The organism is Janthinobacterium sp. PSPC3-1 (assembly GCF_049896105.1).
In the GTDB taxonomy this organism is placed as follows: Bacteria; Pseudomonadota; Gammaproteobacteria; order Burkholderiales; family Burkholderiaceae_D; genus Janthinobacterium.
Genome location: NZ_JAFCTQ010000034.1, coordinates 13673 through 31261 on the forward strand (window position 1 = coordinate 13673; position 17589 = coordinate 31261).

General features: G+C 64.6%; 19 protein-coding genes. 12 read left to right on the top strand and 7 right to left on the bottom strand.

Translation table 11 applies throughout. The features are described 5' to 3' along the window. Positions 1-47: 47 nt before the first annotated feature. Complete coding sequence (locus ACP7B7_RS25375) at positions 48-1073, bottom strand: CDP-6-deoxy-delta-3,4-glucoseen reductase (protein WP_308922710.1); 1026 nt, start codon at positions 1071-1073, stop codon at positions 48-50. Positions 1074-1085: 12 nt separating this feature from the next. Here ACP7B7_RS25375 and ACP7B7_RS25380 point away from each other — a divergent pair, with 12 nt between their 5' ends. The 4 genes from ACP7B7_RS25380 to ACP7B7_RS25395 all read left to right on the top strand — a co-directional run bounded on the left by ACP7B7_RS25380 (position 1086) and on the right by ACP7B7_RS25395 (position 3252). Then, positions 1086-2006, top strand: a complete 921-nt coding sequence (locus ACP7B7_RS25380) for a sugar nucleotide-binding protein (protein ID WP_308922709.1) — start codon at positions 1086-1088, stop codon at positions 2004-2006. A gap of 86 nt (positions 2007-2092) precedes the next feature. Beyond that, positions 2093-2353 (top strand): hypothetical protein, encoded by a 261-nt coding sequence (locus ACP7B7_RS25385; RefSeq protein WP_308922708.1) that lies wholly within the window; start codon positions 2093-2095, stop codon positions 2351-2353. A 161-nt stretch (positions 2354-2514) separates the two neighbouring features. Continuing rightward, positions 2515-2772 carry a hypothetical protein gene (locus ACP7B7_RS25390; RefSeq protein ID WP_308922707.1) on the top strand — a complete coding sequence of 86 codons (258 nt, stop codon included), beginning with the start codon at positions 2515-2517 and terminating at the stop codon, positions 2770-2772. A gap of 240 nt (positions 2773-3012) precedes the next feature. Next, entirely contained in the window at positions 3013-3252 is a 240-nt protein-coding gene (locus tag ACP7B7_RS25395; RefSeq protein ID WP_029496207.1) for a hypothetical protein, read from the top strand. A 96-nt stretch (positions 3253-3348) separates the two neighbouring features. Here ACP7B7_RS25395 and ACP7B7_RS25400 read toward each other — a convergent pair whose 3' ends face one another. From ACP7B7_RS25400 to ACP7B7_RS25410, 3 genes are all read right to left on the bottom strand, one after another. Further along, positions 3349-4038, bottom strand: a complete 690-nt coding sequence (locus ACP7B7_RS25400) for a glycine-rich domain-containing protein (RefSeq protein WP_308922706.1) — start codon at positions 4036-4038, stop codon at positions 3349-3351. A gap of 188 nt (positions 4039-4226) precedes the next feature. After that, entirely contained in the window at positions 4227-6056 is a 1830-nt protein-coding gene (locus tag ACP7B7_RS25405; protein ID WP_308922705.1) for a CHASE domain-containing protein, read from the bottom strand. 201 nt (positions 6057-6257) lie between these two features. Further along, positions 6258-8024: a glutamine--tRNA ligase/YqeY domain fusion protein gene (locus tag ACP7B7_RS25410; protein WP_308922704.1), complete on the bottom strand. Its 1767-nt coding sequence runs from the start codon at positions 8022-8024 to the stop codon at positions 6258-6260. A 161-nt stretch (positions 8025-8185) separates the two neighbouring features. On the opposite strand from ACP7B7_RS25410, the gene ACP7B7_RS25415 reads away from it, so the two are divergent. The 4 genes from ACP7B7_RS25415 (at position 8186) to ACP7B7_RS25430 (ending at position 10757) form a co-directional block, all read left to right on the top strand. Then, entirely contained in the window at positions 8186-8479 is a 294-nt protein-coding gene (locus tag ACP7B7_RS25415; RefSeq protein ID WP_308922703.1) for a DnaJ domain-containing protein, read from the top strand. Positions 8480-8574: 95 nt separating this feature from the next. After that, positions 8575-9087 (top strand): hypothetical protein, encoded by a 513-nt coding sequence (locus tag ACP7B7_RS25420; protein ID WP_308922702.1) that lies wholly within the window; start codon positions 8575-8577, stop codon positions 9085-9087. Continuing rightward, on the top strand, positions 9077-9865 hold the full coding sequence (locus ACP7B7_RS25425) for a hypothetical protein (protein WP_426078541.1): 789 nt from the start codon (positions 9077-9079) through the stop codon (positions 9863-9865). Before ACP7B7_RS25420 ends, ACP7B7_RS25425 begins: the two co-directional genes overlap by 11 nt. A gap of 19 nt (positions 9866-9884) precedes the next feature. Further along, positions 9885-10757, top strand: coding sequence for a hypothetical protein (locus ACP7B7_RS25430; RefSeq protein ID WP_308922700.1), 873 nt, complete (start codon positions 9885-9887; stop codon positions 10755-10757). Positions 10758-10871: 114 nt separating this feature from the next. Here the strand turns inward: ACP7B7_RS25430 and ACP7B7_RS25435 are convergent, their stop codons facing one another. Further along, entirely contained in the window at positions 10872-11171 is a 300-nt protein-coding gene (locus tag ACP7B7_RS25435) for a YciI family protein (RefSeq protein WP_308922699.1), read from the bottom strand. A gap of 44 nt (positions 11172-11215) precedes the next feature. On the opposite strand from ACP7B7_RS25435, the gene ACP7B7_RS25440 reads away from it, so the two are divergent. The 4 genes from ACP7B7_RS25440 to ACP7B7_RS25455 are packed head-to-tail and all read left to right on the top strand — an operon-like array spanning position 11216 to position 15924. Continuing rightward, entirely contained in the window at positions 11216-12829 is a 1614-nt protein-coding gene (locus tag ACP7B7_RS25440) for an ABC transporter substrate-binding protein (protein WP_374694214.1), read from the top strand. Continuing rightward, entirely contained in the window at positions 12826-13758 is a 933-nt protein-coding gene (locus ACP7B7_RS25445; RefSeq protein ID WP_308922697.1) for an ABC transporter permease, read from the top strand. The genes ACP7B7_RS25440 and ACP7B7_RS25445 overlap by 4 nt, the downstream gene beginning before the upstream one ends. Then, positions 13755-14522, top strand: a complete 768-nt coding sequence (locus ACP7B7_RS25450) for an ABC transporter permease (protein WP_308922696.1) — start codon at positions 13755-13757, stop codon at positions 14520-14522. Before ACP7B7_RS25445 ends, ACP7B7_RS25450 begins: the two co-directional genes overlap by 4 nt. Then, positions 14515-15924 (top strand): ABC transporter ATP-binding protein, encoded by a 1410-nt coding sequence (locus ACP7B7_RS25455; RefSeq protein WP_426078542.1) that lies wholly within the window; start codon positions 14515-14517, stop codon positions 15922-15924. The genes ACP7B7_RS25450 and ACP7B7_RS25455 overlap by 8 nt, the downstream gene beginning before the upstream one ends. On the opposite strand, the gene ACP7B7_RS25460 is transcribed toward ACP7B7_RS25455, so the two are convergent. Together ACP7B7_RS25460 and ACP7B7_RS25465 are read right to left on the bottom strand one after the other, a co-directional pair. Then, positions 15905-16219 carry an AtuA-related protein gene (locus tag ACP7B7_RS25460; RefSeq protein ID WP_308925821.1) on the bottom strand — a complete coding sequence of 105 codons (315 nt, stop codon included), beginning with the start codon at positions 16217-16219 and terminating at the stop codon, positions 15905-15907. The two genes, ACP7B7_RS25455 and ACP7B7_RS25460, sit on opposite strands and share 20 nt — an antisense overlap. Positions 16220-16233: 14 nt before the next feature. Next, positions 16234-17574: an acyclic terpene utilization AtuA family protein gene (locus ACP7B7_RS25465; RefSeq protein WP_426078543.1), complete on the bottom strand. Its 1341-nt coding sequence runs from the start codon at positions 17572-17574 to the stop codon at positions 16234-16236. Positions 17575-17589 lie beyond the last annotated feature (15 nt).

The window sequence follows — 17589 nt, forward strand, 5'->3', positions numbered from 1 at the left end:
GGCAGGGGGAGGCCGGGCGGCCGCGCCGCCCCGCACTCCGGACGGCATTATTTGGCCAGGTCGGCCTCGGTGGTAAAGGCGTCGGCGTAAAACTCGTCGTCGGGCAAGCCACATTGCCGGACAAAGTCGCGCTTGGCCGAATCGACCATCACCGGCGCGCCGCAGGCATACACCTGGTGGCCGGACAGGTCGGGCAGGTCGGCGATGACAGCCTGGTGCACGAAACCGCCGCGGCCCTGCCAGGCGTCTTCCGGCAGGGCATCCGACACCACCGGAACATAAGTGAACTGCGGCAAGTCGGCCGCCCACTGGCGGCACAGGGCATCCATGTACAGGTCGTGCGGACGGCGCGCGCCCCAGTACAGGGTGATAGCACGCGTCGACTGCGCGTGGATCATGTGCTCGACGATGGCTTTCAGCGGCGCAAAGCCGGTGCCCGAGGCCAGCAGCACCACCGGCTTGTCGGAGTCGTCGCGCAGGAAGAAGGTGCCCAGCGGGCCCTCGAAGCGCAAGATATCGCGTTCCTTCATGGTGGTGAAGACCTGGTCGGTAAACAGGCCGCCCGGCAGGTGGCGGATATGCAGGGTCACGGGGCCGCCGTCCTGCGGCGCGCTGGCCATGCTGTAGGAGCGGCGCTTGCCGTCACGCAGCATGAATTCGATATACTGTCCGGCGCGGTACTGCAGGCGCTCGGCGGCCGGCAATTGCAGGGTCAATACCATCACGTCGGGCGCGACTTTTTCCAGGCTGGTCACGCGCGACGGCATTTTCCTGATCGGGTAATCGCTGCTGCCGGCCACTTCGCGCGCTTCGATGACCAGGTCGGCGCTGGTGATGGCGCAGCAGAACAGCGACATGCCGGCCGCTTCTTCCTCCGGCGTCAGGGCGCGCTGCTGGTGTGCCTTGTGCTGTACGCTGCCGGACACGACCTTGCCCTTGCAGGAACCGCAGGCGCCATTCTTGCAGCCATAGGGGAGGCCCACGCCGGCGCGGATCGCCGCCGCCAGCACCGTTTCGTCCGCTTCGCAGCTGAATTGGTGGCCGCTGGGCTGAACAGTAACTTGAAAAGTCATACAATCCTTGAGATGAAAAATATGTTAAAGCTTACTTTGCGCAAACCGTTGGGCTTGCCGCGCTTGCTGGTACTGGGCTGTGGCGATGTCGGCATGCGGCTGCTGCCCTTGCTGGGCGCGCGTTTTCGCGTGTTTGCCGTCACCAGCCAGCCTGAACGCTGTGCCGAACTGCGGGCCGCCGGCGCCGTGCCCATCGTGGCCGACCTCGACGACCGCGCCAGCCTGCGCCGGCTGGCCGGGCTGGCGCCGTGGATCGTGCACCTGGCGCCGCCGCAATCGACCGGCCTGCTGGACCGGCGCACGCGCAATCTGGCCGCCATTTTACCTGAGCACGCGCGCCTGGTGTATGTCAGCACCAGCGGCGTATATGGTGATTGCGGCGGCGCCCGCATCGACGAAACGCGCACGCCGGCGCCGTCGAACGCCCGCGCGCGGCGCCGCCTGGACGCCGAAACCGTGCTGCGCGCCTGGGGCGCCCGCCGCGCGGCGCGGCTGGCGATTCTGCGCGTACCCGGCATTTATGCGGCCGACCGCCTGCCACTGAAACGCTTGCGCGAAGGCACGCCGGCGCTGGCCGAGCTTGACGACGTGCATACCAATCATGTCCATGCCGACGACCTGGCAAACATCGTCCTGCACGCGCTGTGGCGCATGCGGGCGGGCGGGCGCGTCTACCACGCCAGCGATGACAGCGAAATGAAGATGGCGGCGTACTTCGATGCGGTGGCCGATGCGTTCGGCCTGCCGCGTGCGCCGCGGCTGCCGCGTGAAGAACTGAAGCAGGTGGTCACGCCGATGCTGCTGTCGTTCATGTCCGAATCGCGGCGCCTGGACAATCGCCGCATGAAGCGCGAGCTGGGCGTGCGCCTGCGCTATGCGCGCGTCGCCGATGCTTTGCAGTTACTGACAGACGGCAAGGCCGGCATCAGTTAAAATGCGCGGTTGTTTCCGCACTTTTCACAGGCCGGGGAACTTGCCCAGCCTGTCTGCCGCGCGCCTGATCAACCAAGGATTACCCCATGACTACCCTGACCTACGAAGCATTCCTGGACGAAGTGACCACCGTCCTGACGGAATTGTATGACCTCGATGACGAGGCCGCCATCAAGCTGGTCATGGCGGCGCAGGACGCCGAATTTTTCGTGCCGCACGACGACCACGAAGCCATGCGCACAGTGGAGCAGGCCAAGAAAGACGCCGTCACCTTGTACGAGCGCAAGCAGAACCGCCAGCAGACGCAGGAAAAACAACAGCAGCGCGTGCGCCAGAAAAACAAGTAAACCTGGTGGGCGCCCGGGCCGCTGCGGCGGTCGGCGCGGGGCCCAGGATTGTCCGATTGAGCTGGCGCAAACGCGCTGCGGCGGGCAGGCGCTATGGTGGCCGTCATGCAGCGACCATTTTCTTCTCTTCCTGAGTTCCGCCAGCTTGGCGGCAGCCTGCCATGGCTGGCGTGAATCGGCCGAGCAAGGAGCAGGTGCGCGCCTACATGCGGCGGCGGGGGCGCACGCGCCAGCCACCGCCGGCACCCGAAGAAATCCGCCGCCAGCTGGCGTGGCGCCATAGCCACGGCATTCCGGTCAGCCCGCCCGCCATCGCGCTACGGGGCTGGCAGCTATCGGTCGACCTGGCATGGCTGGGCGCCTTGCTGCTGCTGGCCTGGTATCTCGATGGCAGTCTCCATTTTGCTGAAAATGGATGACTTGCAGCAAAGTATGTTGTTTTGAGTTATCCTCTAGCACATTCCAAACGCGCAAATTCTCTTCAATTGTCACATTTTTGCCTCAAGTTAAGCAAAAATCAACAAATAAGTGTATTATATTGCCTGTCGGCTAAAAGCCGCACAAGCAATGGCGCTTTTTAGTGTGTTGACCCTGAATTAGCGCAAAAGCGACGACCAGTCTTTTTTTTGCCTTAATACAACAAGTACGGATTTCTCACCATGTCTCTCAAACAAATTACCTCTTTGCCTACCTATAACCCTAACCGCGTGCTCGATGCCATCATCGACAAGCTGCAACTGAAAAACGACGCGGCCCTGTCGCGTGCGCTGGAAGTGGCGCCGCCCGTGATCAGCAAGATTCGTCATAACACCCTGCCGATCGGCGCCACCATCCTGATCCGCATGCACGAAATCAGCGATTTCAGCATTCGCGAACTGCGCGAACTGATGGCTGCGTGAGTGTGGCCAGACAGACGGCAAACTGAGAGCTGCCGTCTGGGTTGTAAACAGGCTTGCCGCGTGCGGCAGCCGGGATGGTGAATCCGCCATCAACCTTTATGCATTGTCCTGGCGCAAGACCGGCCTGTCGACATAGAAACGCTTGACGTCACCATCGGCCAACGATGCGGTGGACGTGGCCACCAGTGCCGCGCTGAGCGAGGCTGGCGCGCTGGAAAACGCCGTCACCGCCCCCGTTGCCCGTCCCGAATACGCTGCCTGCACGGCGCGGCCCGAGTAGGCTGCCGCCTGCACCGCGCGTCCTGAATACGCCGCTTGCACCGCGCGTCCCGAATAGGCGGCCTGCACGGCACGTCCCGAATACGCCGCCTGTACCGCGCGGCCTGAATACGCCGTCTCGGCGCGCAGATAGTCCTCGCCGAACGTCTGTTCATACAACTGCTTCATGCGCTCGCCCACGCGCTGATGCGCCGCTTCGTCGTCTTCGCCGCGCAGGCCGATATACGGAAAGTGATGCAGGAAGTAGCCGAACACCTGTTCGCAGTCGGCCGCATATTTCAGGGTATCGAGGATATGGTAGTGCCAGAAGGTATCGACATCCATCAACGGCGCCGTTTCCTCTTCCGGGAATTGCTTCATCAGGATCAGGAAGCGGCGGTATTCGAACTCCACCGCATTGGCCTTGTCCAGGCTCCAGCCTTCGCCGGATTCCCGGTGCATCAGTTTGACTTTGATTGCGTCCAGGTTCAGATCGGCAATTGCCTTGAAATCTACGTTCGTATCCATGAATATCCTTTAAGAGTGTCACCGGGAAGACTGCGCAGGGAGTGGCGTGGATGCTGGCTGGTAGCGTGGACTCCTGGAAAAGTCAGTTAGGAAACCACTAATATTGCATCGAATCGAGCTCGGCGCAAGCCAGCGCCGCCGCCTCGCGCGGCCCGGCGGCTTGCATCTTGATAGCGAGCGTAGTGGTCTTACTGATGAGAGAAGTCTTGCATGCCGGCCGCCAGCGGCACGGTCACTTGCACGCTCATGCCCGCGCCGGGACTGCTGTCGATCAGGAAAGTACCGCCCAGCAGCTTGATGCGTTCCTCGATGCCGACCAGGCCGAACGAGCCATGCTTGTTGCGCCCGTCGGCGCCGGCGCCCACGCCGTTGTCGCTGACGGTCAGCGAGACGTTGCCATGGTCTTTTTCCAGCCTGATCCGCACCCGGCTGGCGTTGGCGTGCTGGGAAATATTGCTCAAGGATTCTTGCAGGATGCGGAACAGGGCGGTGGCGCACTGGTCGCTGACGCTGATGTCGCCATGGCTTTCACTGACCTCGCAGGCGATGCCGGTGCGCGCGCGGAACTGCGCCGCCTGCCATTCCACGGCGGCGTTGACGCCCAGGTCCAGTACCGTGGGGCGCAAGTCGTTGATGATCTGGCGCACGCTCTTGATGGTGGCGTCGATCTGGCCCAGGGTGGCGCGCGCCCGTGCATGCAAGCGCGGATGGCGCTGCTGCGTGCGCGACGCCAGCATGTCGGCGTCGATGCGCAGCACCAGCAGGTTTTGCCCCAGGTCATCGTGGATTTCACGCGCGATGCGCTTGCGTTCTTCTTCCTTGATATGGTCGGCGTGGGCCGCCAGGCGGCGCAGCTTCTGGTGCGATTGCTGCAGGCGCAACTGGCTGGCGCGCAATTCGTCGGTCATCACGGTGGCCATGCGGATGGCGCGCAGGCGTGACGAGGCCAGGGTGTGGAGCACGGTGTACAGCAGCGTGCTGCCGGTAAAGCCCACCAGCAGCGCCAGCCAGGGCAGATACGTTTCGAATGGCGTGTACAGGTCGCTCTTGCGCACGCTGAACAGCGCTTGCCAGACACGCCCGTTATAGTCGATCAGCATGGTGCTGCTCAGATATTTGCGCGAACCGCCCGGCTGCCACCACGGTGCCTGCCTGCCAGCCGGCGCGCTGTCGAAGATGGGACGGGTGTCGCGCGCCAGCGGCTGCGGTTCGGTGGCCTGCGTGCCGATATCGAACAGGGTCAGGCGAACATTGCGCACCGGCATCTCGGCCAGCACGCCGCGTACCATCTGCGCCATGTCGTAGCCGAGGCCCACCGAACCCTGGTAGGCGGCGCGGCGCTGCTGCACCGTGGCGACCGGCATGCCGTGGCGGTAGACTGGCAGGCGCATGGCCATGCCGGTCAGTTGCGAGCGGCCCGGCATCGGCACGGGCAGGCCGGAATTACTGATTTCCCCCGAATCGCGCGACTGCGCCAGCACCTCGGCGACGGCCGGGCGCACGGCGATGTCATGGCCATATTTTTCCGGCGCGCTACTGATCGGTTCGATATACACCAGCACGGAATACCAGTCGCGCGGCCCCGGCGGGTCGATGGCAAAGGCGGGATAGCCGTCGCGCCCGGCAGGGTAGTCGTGCTGCATGGCCGCCTCGAAAGCGGCGCGGCGGGCATCGTCGAGCGCCTTGCAGTAATTGAGATTCATCACGCCGGGAAAATTTTTCCGCAAGTCCAGGCTGCTTACGTAATCGTGGAACTGCTCGCGGCTGACCTGGTCGCTGGCACGGAACAGGCTGGCAGCGCCGCGCAGCAAATCGGTGTACGACTTGACGCGCATATTGATACTTTGCTTGGTGGAATGTGTCAGGCTGTCGAACAGCATGCGCGCGTCGTTGTCGATCGACATCGATGCCGCCATATGGAACACCAGGCCGACGCACAGCGACAGCACGCAACTGAGCAGCCAGAGCGGCTTTTTTTCAGGTGTTCGCAGGCTCTCGCCCTTGGCATCGGCAGGCATGGCAATCCGCATCGGAGGTGGAATCGGGTGAGGCGCCGCCTGCGGTGCGCCAGTGTCAAGGTAATTGTAAATTACTCAACCGCTCCATAATATACAAAAAGCCTTGAGTTATGATCACCATGCAATATTTTTGATCAAGTTAACTGCGATTAAAACGAAAAAAAACCGCCGCAGCGGTTTTTTTGTTGTGCAAGAAACAGCTTATTTCGTTGCTTGCCAGCTGTCTTTCAAGGTGACGATACGGTTGAACACCGGTTTGCCCGGCTGGCTGTCGACCCGGTCGGCCGCGAAATAGCCGTGGCGCTCGAACTGGAAGCGCTCTTCCGGCTGTGCCAGTTCCGCACCCGGTTCCAGCCACGCCTGCACCACTTCCTTGGCCAGCGGATTCAAGGCCAGCTTGAAGTCCTTGCCGCCCGCGTCCGGCTGCGGGTCGGTGAACAGGCGGTCGTACAAACGCACTTCGGCGGCAATCGCCGTCGGTGCGCTGACCCAGTGCATATTGCCCTTGACCTTGTAGGTGGAGCTGCCTTCGGTGCCCGATTTGCTGTCTTCAAAGTAATTGCAATGCACGGCGATCACTTTACCGTTTTCATCCTTGTCGTAGCCGGTGCACTCGACCACATAGCCGTAGCGCAGGCGCACGCGGCTGCCCGGCTTGCCGTCGATCGGCGGATACAGACGGAAGTAGCCCTTGTTCGGCACTTCCATGAAATCGTCTTCCTCGATCCACAGCTCGCGCGTGATCGGGAAGGTGCGCAGGCCGCGCTCGGGGAAGTGCGGGTGCACGGGCGCCGTGCATTCCACGCTCTCGTCTGCCGGGAAATTGTCGATGATCAGTTTCAAGGGGCGCAGCACGGCCACGGTGCGCGGCGCCTTCGGATCGAGGTCTTCGCGCAGACAGCCTTCGAGCACGCTGTAGTCGATCCAGCCGTCGGACTTGGTCACGCCCGTGCGCTCGCACATCAATTGAATCGCTTCCGGGGTATAGCCGCGGCGGCGCATGCCCACCAGGGTCGGCATGCGGGGGTCGTCCCAGCCGTCGACGATCTGTTCTTCGACCAGCTGGCGCAGCTTGCGCTTGCTGGTGACGATGTACGTCAGGTTCAGGCGCGAGAATTCATACTGGTGCGGCACCGGCTTGGCGAAGAAGCCGCCCTCGGACAGGGTCGCCAGCAGCCAGTCGTAGAACGGACGGTGATCCTGGAACTCCAGGGTGCAGATCGAATGGGTGATGTTTTCCAGCGCGTCCGAGATCGGATGCGTGTAGTCGTACATCGGATAGATGCACCAGGCGTCGCCCGTGCGGTGGTGGTGCGCGTGGCGGATGCGGTAGATGGCCGGGTCGCGCAGGTTCATGTTCGGCGAGCTCATCGCGTCTTCGCTGATCTTCGCGCGCAGGATATGTTCGCCATCCTTGAACTGGCCCGCCTTCATGGCGCGGAACAGCGCCAGCGACTCGTCGGCAGGGCGGTTGCGGAATGGCGAATTCTTGCCGGCCTGGCCGAAATTGCCGCGGTTGGCGGCCATGTCTTCGGCGCTCTGGCTGTCGACATAGGCGTAGCCGGCCGTGATCAGGTATTCGGCCATCGCGTACAGCTGGTCGAAATAATCGCTGGCATAGTGCAGGTGGCTCTGGCCGTCGGCTTCTTTCGGTTCCCAGTCAAAGCCCAGCCATTTCACGCTGTCCATGATGGTGTCGACGTATTCCTGCTCTTCCTTGGCCGGGTTGGTGTCGTCGAAACGCAGGTTGCACTGGCCGGCGTAGTCGCGCGCCAGGCCGAAGTTGACGCAGATCGACTTGGCGTGGCCCACGTGCAGGTAGCCGTTCGGCTCCGGCGGGAAACGCGTGATCACCTGCGGCAGGCCAGGACGCACGTGGGCGCCTGCGGACAGGTCGGCTTCGATGATGTTACGCAAAAAATTGGGCGCCAGCGCCGGCGCGGCGGTATTCGGTTTATCGTTGCTCATTGATCAATGCTGGAAGAGTGACAGTAAAGAGCATTTTACCGTACCGCCGCTTCTTTTTCCGGTGCAATTTTCAGCCGGAAAGCAGCGTGGCAGCGACGCGCAAGCCGTTCTATAGGATAATCTCACTTTAATTTGCAAAAAACGTGCCTCCGGAGCCTGCCATGGAAAATTTATACAACGTCCTCGGTGTCGCCCCCAATGCCAGCGATGACGAGATCAAGAAGGTTTACCGTTCGCTGGCCATGCGCTTCCACCCCGACCGCAACCAGGCCCCCGGCGCCGAAGCGCGCTTCAAGAGCGTGACCAAGGCGTACGAAATCCTGGCCGACCCGGCCAAGCGCGCCGAGTACGACCAGAGCGTCAACCACCGCATCATCATCGATCCGGACGCGGAAGCCTATGCCCTGTGGAGCGGCGTATTCCGCCTGCATGGCACCACGCTTCCCGCAGACTGAGGCCCCTGGCCTGTGACGGCCGGCGGCATAGCCCCGAAAAACAACAACAACGGCGCCTGCATCGCGGCGCCGCGCAGCATATTGGAAAGCACATAATGAGAAGAGTACACCCCGAATTCGCCTATCAGTCGCGTGAACTGGAAGGCCAGATCGAAGGCATCCTCGGCGATCCGCCGAATCGCAAGAACTATAAAAGCATGGTCGACGCGCTGGTCGGCGAATACGCCAGCGGCGGCGGCATCGAAGACGTGAACATGCTGGCCTTCGCGCTGGTCGACCACATCACCTTCAGCGACCCGAAAGGCCTGCTGGCCGAAAGCGAAGACTACGAATTCGGCGACAACGCCAGCGTATTTGCGATGGCCTCGTGCGCCGCGCCCGAAGCGGCCAAGATGTACGCCGCCATCGAAGACAGCTTCCCGGACCTGGCGCGCCAGGCCATCATCACGGCCTTTTTGCACAAGAATCCGCGCCTGTGGGACGACGACGATCAGTCGCTGGACCAGTTGGCCGCCAATGACGACGGCGACGACGACCATGACGAAGATAGCGCCACCGACGATTTCGCCCAGATGTTTGACCAGGATGGAGACGACCATGGCCGATAACACTGAACAAAAGAGCAACCTGCCGGCGCTGACGAAGCAGGTGACGGAACTGGTGCTGTCCGGCTCCCTGGGCCACGCCGAGCAGGCATTCGCCGACGCGGCCGACCAGTACGGCGACCTGGCCGTGGTGGAAGTGCTGAGCGCGATTCCGCCGCAAGTGACGGCCCTGCACCTGGCCGGTTTCGACGGCGGCAAGATGTCGCTGGCGACCCTGCTGGTGCCGCCCAAGGCCTGGGCCGACAGCCTGGCCTTTATCGCCGCCACCTGGAGCGACGACCAGATCGAGGACGATCCGGAACGCATCGCCGAGTCGCTGTTCGCGCATATCCACGGCGTGGTGTTTTCCACCGACGATGCCGAGCGCCGCCGCGAACTGCTGCTGGAAGCGTCGGCCACCGACTGGGGCGCCACCGCGTTCGCCATCCTGTTCTCGATGGCGCCGAAGGAAATCCTCGAAGTGGCGGGCGAGATCGTCATCAAGGGACCGTATGTGACGGGCGTGACCTCGTCCGACAACGACGTGGTGCCACTGGCGATCGAACTGGCGCAGGCCAATGAAGACGGCTGGGACCGCGCCCTGTTCGAACTGTTCCCCGACTTCCGCCACAGCGCCGATCTGGCCGACGCGGAATACTCGGATGACCCGGACGAAGAACCGACGATTCTGCAGCGTAGTACCAAGGAATTGCTGTACCGCCTGCGCAAGCAAGTGCCGAGCACGCGCAGCGCGCCACGCGCCGGTGCGCGCCGCAGCGTCGGCACCGGTATTTTTTCTTGACCAAGGCTAGGAATCATTGATGCTGCCAGCAATAGTTGTAGAGAACCTGCCGCGCCTGGTGCGCGCCATCAAGCTGTTGCCGGGGGACCCGCGCGAAGACGCGGCGCTGAACCTGGCCGACGAACTGACGGGCATCACGGCCATGGTGGCCGAGAAGTTCACCAATGAGCGCACGGCCGACGGCATCCAGAAGGCGCTGTACCTGACCGTGGGCTGCGTCTCGCTGGGCCTGGAAAACGCGCTGCACCTGGAAAACGACCAGGCCGCGCTCGATTTCCTGGTCGAGCATGGCGCCGAACACGCCTTCCAGGTGGGTTTTCGCCTGATCAAGGAATTGTCGCAATTGCCCGAAGATGCGCTGGTCGGCGAGTACGACCAGGACCCGGTCTACATGGCGCGCCGCCTGCGCGAACTGTTCATCGACATCTGCCAGGCCGACCCGAACCAGAACTGGGCCGGCCATGAAAAGTATGCGGTGCAGCTGCAGCAGCGCAAGGAAGTCCAGGCCGTGGTGCGCCTGGCCGGCTGGTTGCGCCGCCATCACGACAATGGCCCCGTCAGCGACAGCGACCTCAATGCCGAGGGGGTGATCGCGCTGGCCATCATCTTCGCCATCGAAGGCGGCGGCCGCATCATGGCGCGCACGGGCCAAAAGGAGTTCGAGCGTTTCGTGCGTTCGGTGCGCAAGAACAAGCCGGACTTCGAAGAGGGCTGGGCGGCGCTGGTGGCCAAGGTGCCGGTGCAGCACCATCCGGTGCTGCTGGACCGCATCGCCTCGTACCGCCGCAGTTGCACCGTGGTGCATAAAATCCTCACGCGCGCCAGCATGAAAAGCCTGTTCGAGGACCTGGAGAACTATGCCGGGTCGGAGCTGGATGCGGATTATTCGTAGGTCGGATTAGGCCGCAGGCCGTAATCCGACAACATTGTTGGCCGTGACCGTGGTGGCGTCGGATTACGCGGCTTCGCCGCTAATCCGACCTACGCGGGTTTGGATTTCGCTGCATCACGCCGGAAACCCCACCTTCTGCGGCCACAAATTATTAAAAGCATGGATCTTCACCTCGCCATACAAGCCGGCTTTGGTAAACGGCTCATTCGCAAGCCAGCTTTCGGCCGCCGCGCGGTCGGCGAAATCGATGGCCAGCAGGCTGCCGATCATGGTCGCGCCGTCGTCGCTGGTCAGCGGTCCCGCAAACGCCATGCGCTCGGCCTGCAGGCCCAGGTAGGCTTTATGTTCGGGGCGCACGCTGGCGCGCAGTTGGCCGCTGTCGGGTTTGTCGGTCAGGTGAAAAATAAAGATCATGCGGTCGCTCCGGTCTGTTTCAACTATTCGGGACTTCATTTTATATGACAGAGCACTGCAGGCGCCTGGCGCCGCGCCGCCGTGCACTCGTACGCTTGTCGCGACTGCTGGCAACTGGTGCTGCCTTGCATCTGCCCGCATCGCAGGCGCATGATGGTCCGCTCAGCGACCATGCGGCCATCGCGCCGGCCAGCCGCGATACGCTGACCGTGGTCGGGCCGTGGGAATTGACAGGGCTGGAACCGTCGCGCGGCGGCTATATGTTTACCCGCATGGAAGTAGTGCAGACCCTGCTCGACGCGGACGACCGGGGCCGCCTGCTGCCGGCGGTGGCCAGCGAGTGGGAAGTGTCGAACGATGGCCTGGAGTGGCGCTTCTTCATCGAACAGGGAAAATTATTCCACGACGGCTCGCCGCTGACGGCCGGCACCGTGCTGGCGTCCCTCAAGCGCGCGCTGGCCGCGCCGGGCGTATTGCGGCTGGCGCGCATCCGCAGCATGACGGTGTCGCGCGGCGCCATCGTGGTCACCCTGGCGCAGCCGTATGCGCCGCTCCCCTTTTTGTTCACCCACTCCGGCACCCAGATCCTCGCGCCGTCGTCGTATGGCGCGGACGGCCGCGTGCTGCGCATCGTCGGCAGCGGCCCGTATCGCATCACGGCGATCTCCTTGCCGCAGCAGTTCGACGTGGCGTTTTTCGAGCAGTGGCGCGGCGAACCGCCTGCGGTGCGCCGCGCGCGCTATATCAGCGTTTCGCGCGCGGAAACCCGTACCCTGATGGTGCAAAGCGGCCAGGCCGACCTGGCCTTTACACTCGACCCGCCCAGCATCCGCCGCCTGCTGAAACACCAGAACGTGCAGCTGGTCAGCGCGCCGCTGCCGCGCACCACCTTTTTGAAACTGAACGCCGGCCATCCCTTGCTCAATGACGTGCGCGTACGGCAAGCGATCAGCCTGGCGCTCGATCGCGACGGCATCGCACGCGCGCTGCTGCGCGACGATGACCTGGGCGCCAGCCAGCTGTTTCCCCCGGCGATGGCCCTGTGGCACCAGCCGGCGCTGGCGCCATTGCGCGGCGATCCGGCGGCGGCTAGAGCGCTGCTGCGCCAGGCCGGCTTTGTACCTGGCGCGGACGGCATCGTCCGGCGCGCCGGAACACGTTTCGAGATTATTCTCACCACCTTTGTCGACCGTCCCGAGCTGCCGCTGATCGCCACCGCGGTGCAGGAAGAACTGCGCCAGGTCGGCATCGCCGTGAAAGTCGTGGTGGGCAATTCCAGCGATATCCCGGCCGGCCACCGCAGCGGCGCGCTGCAGATTGGCCTGGTGGCGCGCAATTTCGGCAGCCTGCCCGACCCGGTCGCCACCCTGGCCGAGGATTACGGCACCCAAGGCGGAGACTGGGGCGCCATGGGCTGGCATAGCGCACCATTGAGCGACGCGCTGGCGCGGCTGTCGAATGGCGGCGTGCCGGCGGACAGTCCTGAAGCTGCGCGGCTGCGCGCACAGGTGGCGCGCGAACTGCAGCAGGGCCTGCCCGTGATTCCCGTCGTCTGGTACCGCCAGACCATGGCCGTCTCGCGCCGCCTGGCGGGCGCCAGCATCGACCCGTTCGAGCGCAGCTACCGTATTTCGGCATTGACCTGGAAGGCCGCATGAAGACGATATTCAAAGCCCTGGTGCAAGCGCTGCTGGTGGCGCTGCTGGTCGGGACCCTGTGTTTTTTCATGACGCGCATGCTGCCCGGTGACACGGCCTACCGCATCGCGGCTGGCCGCTATGGCTACGACATGGTCGACGCGGCCGCCGCGCAGGCCGTGCGCATCGAACTGGGACTGGACCGCGCGCCGCTGGCCGCCCTGGCTGACTGGTGGGGCAGGCTGCTGCGTTTCGACCTGGGCGTGTCGCTGGTGACCGCGCAACCGGTGATCGATGAAATCCGTTTGCAGCTGGGCCAGACCTTGCGCCTGTCCTTGATGGCGGTGCTGCTGTCGCTGCCGCTGGGGCCCTTGCCCGGCGTGCTGGCCGGCCTGCGTCCAGGCGGCTGGTTCGACAAGGTCAACCTGGCGCTGTCGGTATTGCTGCGCGCCTTGCCGCCGTTCGTGCTGGCACTGCTGCTGGTACTGGTGTTTGCGGTGCAGATGCAGGCGCTGCCGGCGGCGGGACACGCCGACCATGGCAGTCTGATGCTGCCCGCATTGACCCTGGCGCTGGGCCTGGCTGCCGTGTCGTCGCGGGTGGCGCGCGACGCCATGCGGGACGTGCGCGCGTCAAGCTATTATGCGTTCGCCTTGAGCAAAGGCCTGCGCGCCAGCGACGCCCTGCTGCGCCATGGCGCGCGCAACGTCGCCACGCCGGTGGTGGCGTATACCGCCGTGCAGCTGGTGTACCTGGTCGAAGGCGTGGTGCTGGTGGAAACCATCTTTGCCTGGCCCGGCATCGGCCACGCGCTGGTGCACGCCATCTTCGCGCGCGACGTGACCATGATCCAGGGCACGGCGCTGGTGCTGGGATTGCTGTTCGTGCTGTTCAACTGCGTGGTCGACCTGGCCTGCGCGGCGCTCGACCCACGCGCGAGGCGCGCATGAAGCGCTTCGGTATTGTGCTGCTGCTGGCGATCACCGGCTTTGCCTTGTTTGGTCCGGCGCTGGTCGGCATCGATCCGGCCAGCCAGACCCTTTCTCGCTTCCTGGAAGCGCCCAGCCTGGCCCATCCCTTGGGTCTCGATCACCTGGGCCGCAGCATGCTGGCGCGCCTGGCCCATGGCGCGCAGCTGTCCCTGTCGATGGCGGTGCTGAGTGTGCTGAGCGCGGCCGTGCCGGGCACGGTGCTGGGCGTGCTGGCGGCCTGGCGCGGGGGATGGCTGGAGCGTGGCTTGAGCGCGCTGGCCGACGCCGTGCTGGCTTTGCCCGGCCTGTTGCTGGTGCTGCTGCTGGCGGCGTTCGCGCCGGGCCAGTTCTGGCCTTTGTATGTGGGCATTTCGCTGGCGCTGTGGGTCGAGTATTTTCGCGTCACGCGCAGCGCTAGCGCGCTGCTCCTGGCCGGGCCGCAGGTGGAAGCGTCGCGCTTGCTGGGCTTTGGCCCGCTGTACATCGTGCGCCGCCACCTGGCGCCGGTGCTGCTGCCGCGCCTGGCCACCCTGATGCGCTTCGGCTTTGGCGGCGCCGTGCTGGCGATGGCGGCGCTGGGCTTTATCGGCGTCGGCCTGCAGCCGCCCACGCCGGAACTGGGCGTGATGATGATCGAACTGCTGCCCTATTACAGCGAAGCGCCATGGCTGGTGGGCGCGCCGGTGGCGCTGCTGTTTTTCACGATGCTGGGGTTGATGTTGATCGGGGACGCCCATGAGTGAGTTTTTCCTCGACGTGGCGGGCCTGCGCGTGTTTGACGCCGCCAGCGGCAAGGCCATCGTCGGTGGCGTGGAACTCTGCGTGGCGGCCGGCGGCGTCCTGACCCTGCTGGGCGAGAGCGGCTCGGGAAAATCCCTGCTGGCGCAAGCCATCATGGGCACCCTGGCGCCAGGATTGCGGGCCGAAGGCGTGATCACCATCGGCGGCCAGCGTTTCGATGCGGCCGACCAGCCATCGCGGCAGCGCCTGTGGGGACGCGAAGTGGCGTTGCTGCCGCAGGAGCCGTGGCTGGCGCTGGACCCCACCATGCGCGTGCTGCATCAGATCGCGGAAACCCATGAACTGGTGGCCGGCAGGAGCGCCGGCGCATCGCGCGAGGCGGCGCTGCGCGACCTGCGGCAGCTGGGCATGGACGATGCGGCGCGTCTGTATCCGCACCAGATCTCGGGCGGCATGGCCCAGCGCGTCGCCTTTTTGGCCACCCATGCGGCCGGTGCACGGCTGTTGATCGTCGATGAACCGACCAAGGGCCTTGACAGCGGCAAGCGGGGCGAGATCCTCGCCATGCTGCGCGCCGCGCAAGCGGAGGGCATGGCGGTGCTGTGCATTACCCACGACGTCTGGCTGGCGCGCGCATTGGGCGGCGAGATTGCCGTGATGCTGGACGGCTTTGTCATCGAGCAGGGGAATGCGGCGCAACTGCTGGCGCAGCCCGTGCATGCGTATGTGCGCGCGCTGCTGGCGGCCGATCCGGCGGCCTGGCCGGCGCGGCCTGCGGTGCGTGCGCCAGGCGAGATCATCGCCAGCGTGGAAAAGGTCGCCAAGTCGTTTGGCAAGCGTTGCCTGTTCTCCGGCATCAGCGTTGAAATTCGCCGTGGCGAAGTGGTGGCTGTCACCGGCGAGAGCGGCGCCGGGAAAACCACGTTCGGCAATCTGCTGCTGGGATTATTAAGGCCAGATGCGGGCAAGGTCGTGCGTGCGACGGGCCTGCCGCGCACGGCGTTTCAAAAGCTGTACCAGGACCCGGCGGCCGCCTTTGCGCCCGGGCTAAGTCTGCGTACCGCGCTGCGTGACGTACTGGCGCTGCATGGCTTGCGCTGGGATGCTGTGGCGCCGCTGCTGGCGCGCTTGCGGCTCGGTGAACAGCTGCTGGACCGCCTGCCGTCGCAGGTCTCGGGTGGCGAGCTGCAGCGCTTTGCGCTGGCGCGCGTGCTGCTGCTCAAACCCGCTCTCATCTTCGCCGACGAACCGACTTCGCGCCTCGATCCCATCACCCAGCAGGAGACCTTGAGCCTGCTGCTGGAAGCGGCCGCCGACAGCGGCTGCGCCGTGCTGCTGGTGACGCATTATGCCGAGATTGCGCGGGCGGTGGCGCAGCGGCAGATCAGCTTGCAGGCACAGTGATCCCCATCCCCAGCAAGGCCGCGCCCAGGCATTTGCCATGCGCGTCCAGCGCCAGCGAGCGCGTCACGCCGCCGCCCAGCGCCTGCTGCATCACGAAGTTCAGCGCGCCCAGTTGCGGCAGTTCGTAGCGCGTGACGCTGCCTTTGACCACGCCCTCGAAATGCGTGCGCACGCGTTCCGGCGTCACCTCGCGCAGCAAGAGTGCATAGTCTTTTGTGTCATAAGCGATCAGCGACAGATTGGAAATATCACCTTTGTCGCCGGCCCGTGCGTGCGCCAGCTCGCGCAATTTGATGGTGTTTACGGTCGTCATTCAGCGCTCCCGAAATGGATGGTGGCTGTTACCAATTTTTCGTCCAGCAGGGTGGCGCGCACGGCCACCACGGTGCGCGCCGATTTGGTGGCGCCGCCGCCGCCCGACGGTCCGCAGGTGTACAGGGTTTCGACTTCATTGCCGATGCGCGTAGCCTCCTTGAGGCTGGCCGTGCGGCCCGTCACGCGCAGCCGCACTTCGTACGGTTCCGCATGCTCGCTGGAGAGCTGCGCGCCATGGATGGCGTTGACGCCGATCAGGTCAAAACGCAGTTCCTGCGTCCGCACGCCGCACAGGTCCAGTCGTTCGGCGACGATGGCTTGCGCCAGCCGCGCCCGCGCCAGCGCGCCCGGGCCTGCATACGAAATCTGGCCTTCGCCGATATGGCTGTCCAGGTAGCCCAGGGTCACTTTCAGCAGGCCGCTTTTCGGGTGGCCGGTGGCGCCGGTGATCGCCACCCGGTCGGGCCCGGCCTGCTGCATGGAGACTTTTGAAAAATCGGCCACCACGTCCGGCGTCAGGTAGGCGGCCGGGTCGTGGATTTCATACAGCAGCTGTTCGGTGCAGGTGGCCACCGTCACGCAGCCGCCGGAGCCTTCCACCTTGGTGATGATGACGCTGCCGTCCTCGCTGACTTCGCCGATGGGAAACCCCAGGCGCGCCAGGTTGGCCACATCCTTGTAGCCGGGATCGGCAAAATAGCCGCCGCTGACCTGGCCCGCGCATTCGAGCAGATGACCGACCAGGGTGCCCTGGCCCAGCTTGTGCCAGTCGTCCATGGCCCAGCCGAATGCGTGGATCAGGGGCGCCAGCACCAGCGCCGGATCGGCCACGCGGCCGGTGACGATCACGTCCGCGCCTTGCGCCAGCGCGTCGACCAGCGGTTGCGCGCCCAGATAGGCGTTGGCCGACAGCAGCCGGTCCTGCAGCTGCGTGACGGGTGCGCCGGTGTCGTCCAGGTAGTCGCCGCCGGTCACCAGCGCCAGCACATCGTCGCCGGTGATGGCCGCCACCTTGATATCGGGCAGGCCCAGTTCGTGCGCGATGGCGCGGATGGTCTCTGCTGCGGCCAGCGGATTGGCCGCGCCCATATTGGTCAGGATGCGCACGCCGTTTTCGCGGCAGGGGCGCAGCACGGCGCGCATGCGCTCCATCAGCAGCGGATCGTAGCCCTGGGTTGGATCTTTCAGCTTCGCTTGCTGGGCCAGCGCGATGGTGCGCTCGGCCAGGCATTCGAAGATCAGGTAATCGAGCTGGCCGCGCTCGGCCAGTTCCACGGCCGGCTCGATGCGGTCGCCGGAATAGCCGGCACCGGCGCCGATGCGGATGGTTTTCATGGTGTGCTCCTGTTA

Excerpts from the sequence above, each read along its gene's own strand:
- ACP7B7_RS25375 (WP_308922710.1), bottom strand. The coding sequence starts at position 1,073 with ATGACTTTTCAAGTTACTGTTCAGCCCAGCGGCCACCAATTCAGCTGC.
- ACP7B7_RS25380 (WP_308922709.1), top strand. The coding sequence starts at position 1,086 with ATGAAAAATATGTTAAAGCTTACTTTGCGCAAACCGTTGGGCTTGCCG.
- ACP7B7_RS25385 (WP_308922708.1), top strand. The coding sequence starts at position 2,093 with ATGACTACCCTGACCTACGAAGCATTCCTGGACGAAGTGACCACCGTC.
- ACP7B7_RS25390 (WP_308922707.1), top strand. The coding sequence starts at position 2,515 with ATGGCTGGCGTGAATCGGCCGAGCAAGGAGCAGGTGCGCGCCTACATG.
- ACP7B7_RS25395 (WP_029496207.1), top strand. The coding sequence starts at position 3,013 with ATGTCTCTCAAACAAATTACCTCTTTGCCTACCTATAACCCTAACCGC.
- ACP7B7_RS25400 (WP_308922706.1), bottom strand. The coding sequence starts at position 4,038 with ATGGATACGAACGTAGATTTCAAGGCAATTGCCGATCTGAACCTGGAC.
- ACP7B7_RS25405 (WP_308922705.1), bottom strand. The coding sequence starts at position 6,056 with ATGCCTGCCGATGCCAAGGGCGAGAGCCTGCGAACACCTGAAAAAAAG.
- ACP7B7_RS25410 (WP_308922704.1), bottom strand. The coding sequence starts at position 8,024 with ATGAGCAACGATAAACCGAATACCGCCGCGCCGGCGCTGGCGCCCAAT.
- ACP7B7_RS25415 (WP_308922703.1), top strand. The coding sequence starts at position 8,186 with ATGGAAAATTTATACAACGTCCTCGGTGTCGCCCCCAATGCCAGCGAT.
- ACP7B7_RS25420 (WP_308922702.1), top strand. The coding sequence starts at position 8,575 with ATGAGAAGAGTACACCCCGAATTCGCCTATCAGTCGCGTGAACTGGAA.
- ACP7B7_RS25425 (WP_426078541.1), top strand. The coding sequence starts at position 9,077 with ATGGCCGATAACACTGAACAAAAGAGCAACCTGCCGGCGCTGACGAAG.
- ACP7B7_RS25430 (WP_308922700.1), top strand. The coding sequence starts at position 9,885 with ATGCTGCCAGCAATAGTTGTAGAGAACCTGCCGCGCCTGGTGCGCGCC.
- ACP7B7_RS25435 (WP_308922699.1), bottom strand. The coding sequence starts at position 11,171 with ATGATCTTTATTTTTCACCTGACCGACAAACCCGACAGCGGCCAACTG.
- ACP7B7_RS25440 (WP_374694214.1), top strand. The coding sequence starts at position 11,216 with ATGACAGAGCACTGCAGGCGCCTGGCGCCGCGCCGCCGTGCACTCGTA.
- ACP7B7_RS25445 (WP_308922697.1), top strand. The coding sequence starts at position 12,826 with ATGAAGACGATATTCAAAGCCCTGGTGCAAGCGCTGCTGGTGGCGCTG.
- ACP7B7_RS25450 (WP_308922696.1), top strand. The coding sequence starts at position 13,755 with ATGAAGCGCTTCGGTATTGTGCTGCTGCTGGCGATCACCGGCTTTGCC.
- ACP7B7_RS25455 (WP_426078542.1), top strand. The coding sequence starts at position 14,515 with ATGAGTGAGTTTTTCCTCGACGTGGCGGGCCTGCGCGTGTTTGACGCC.
- ACP7B7_RS25465 (WP_426078543.1), bottom strand. The coding sequence starts at position 17,574 with ATGAAAACCATCCGCATCGGCGCCGGTGCCGGCTATTCCGGCGACCGC.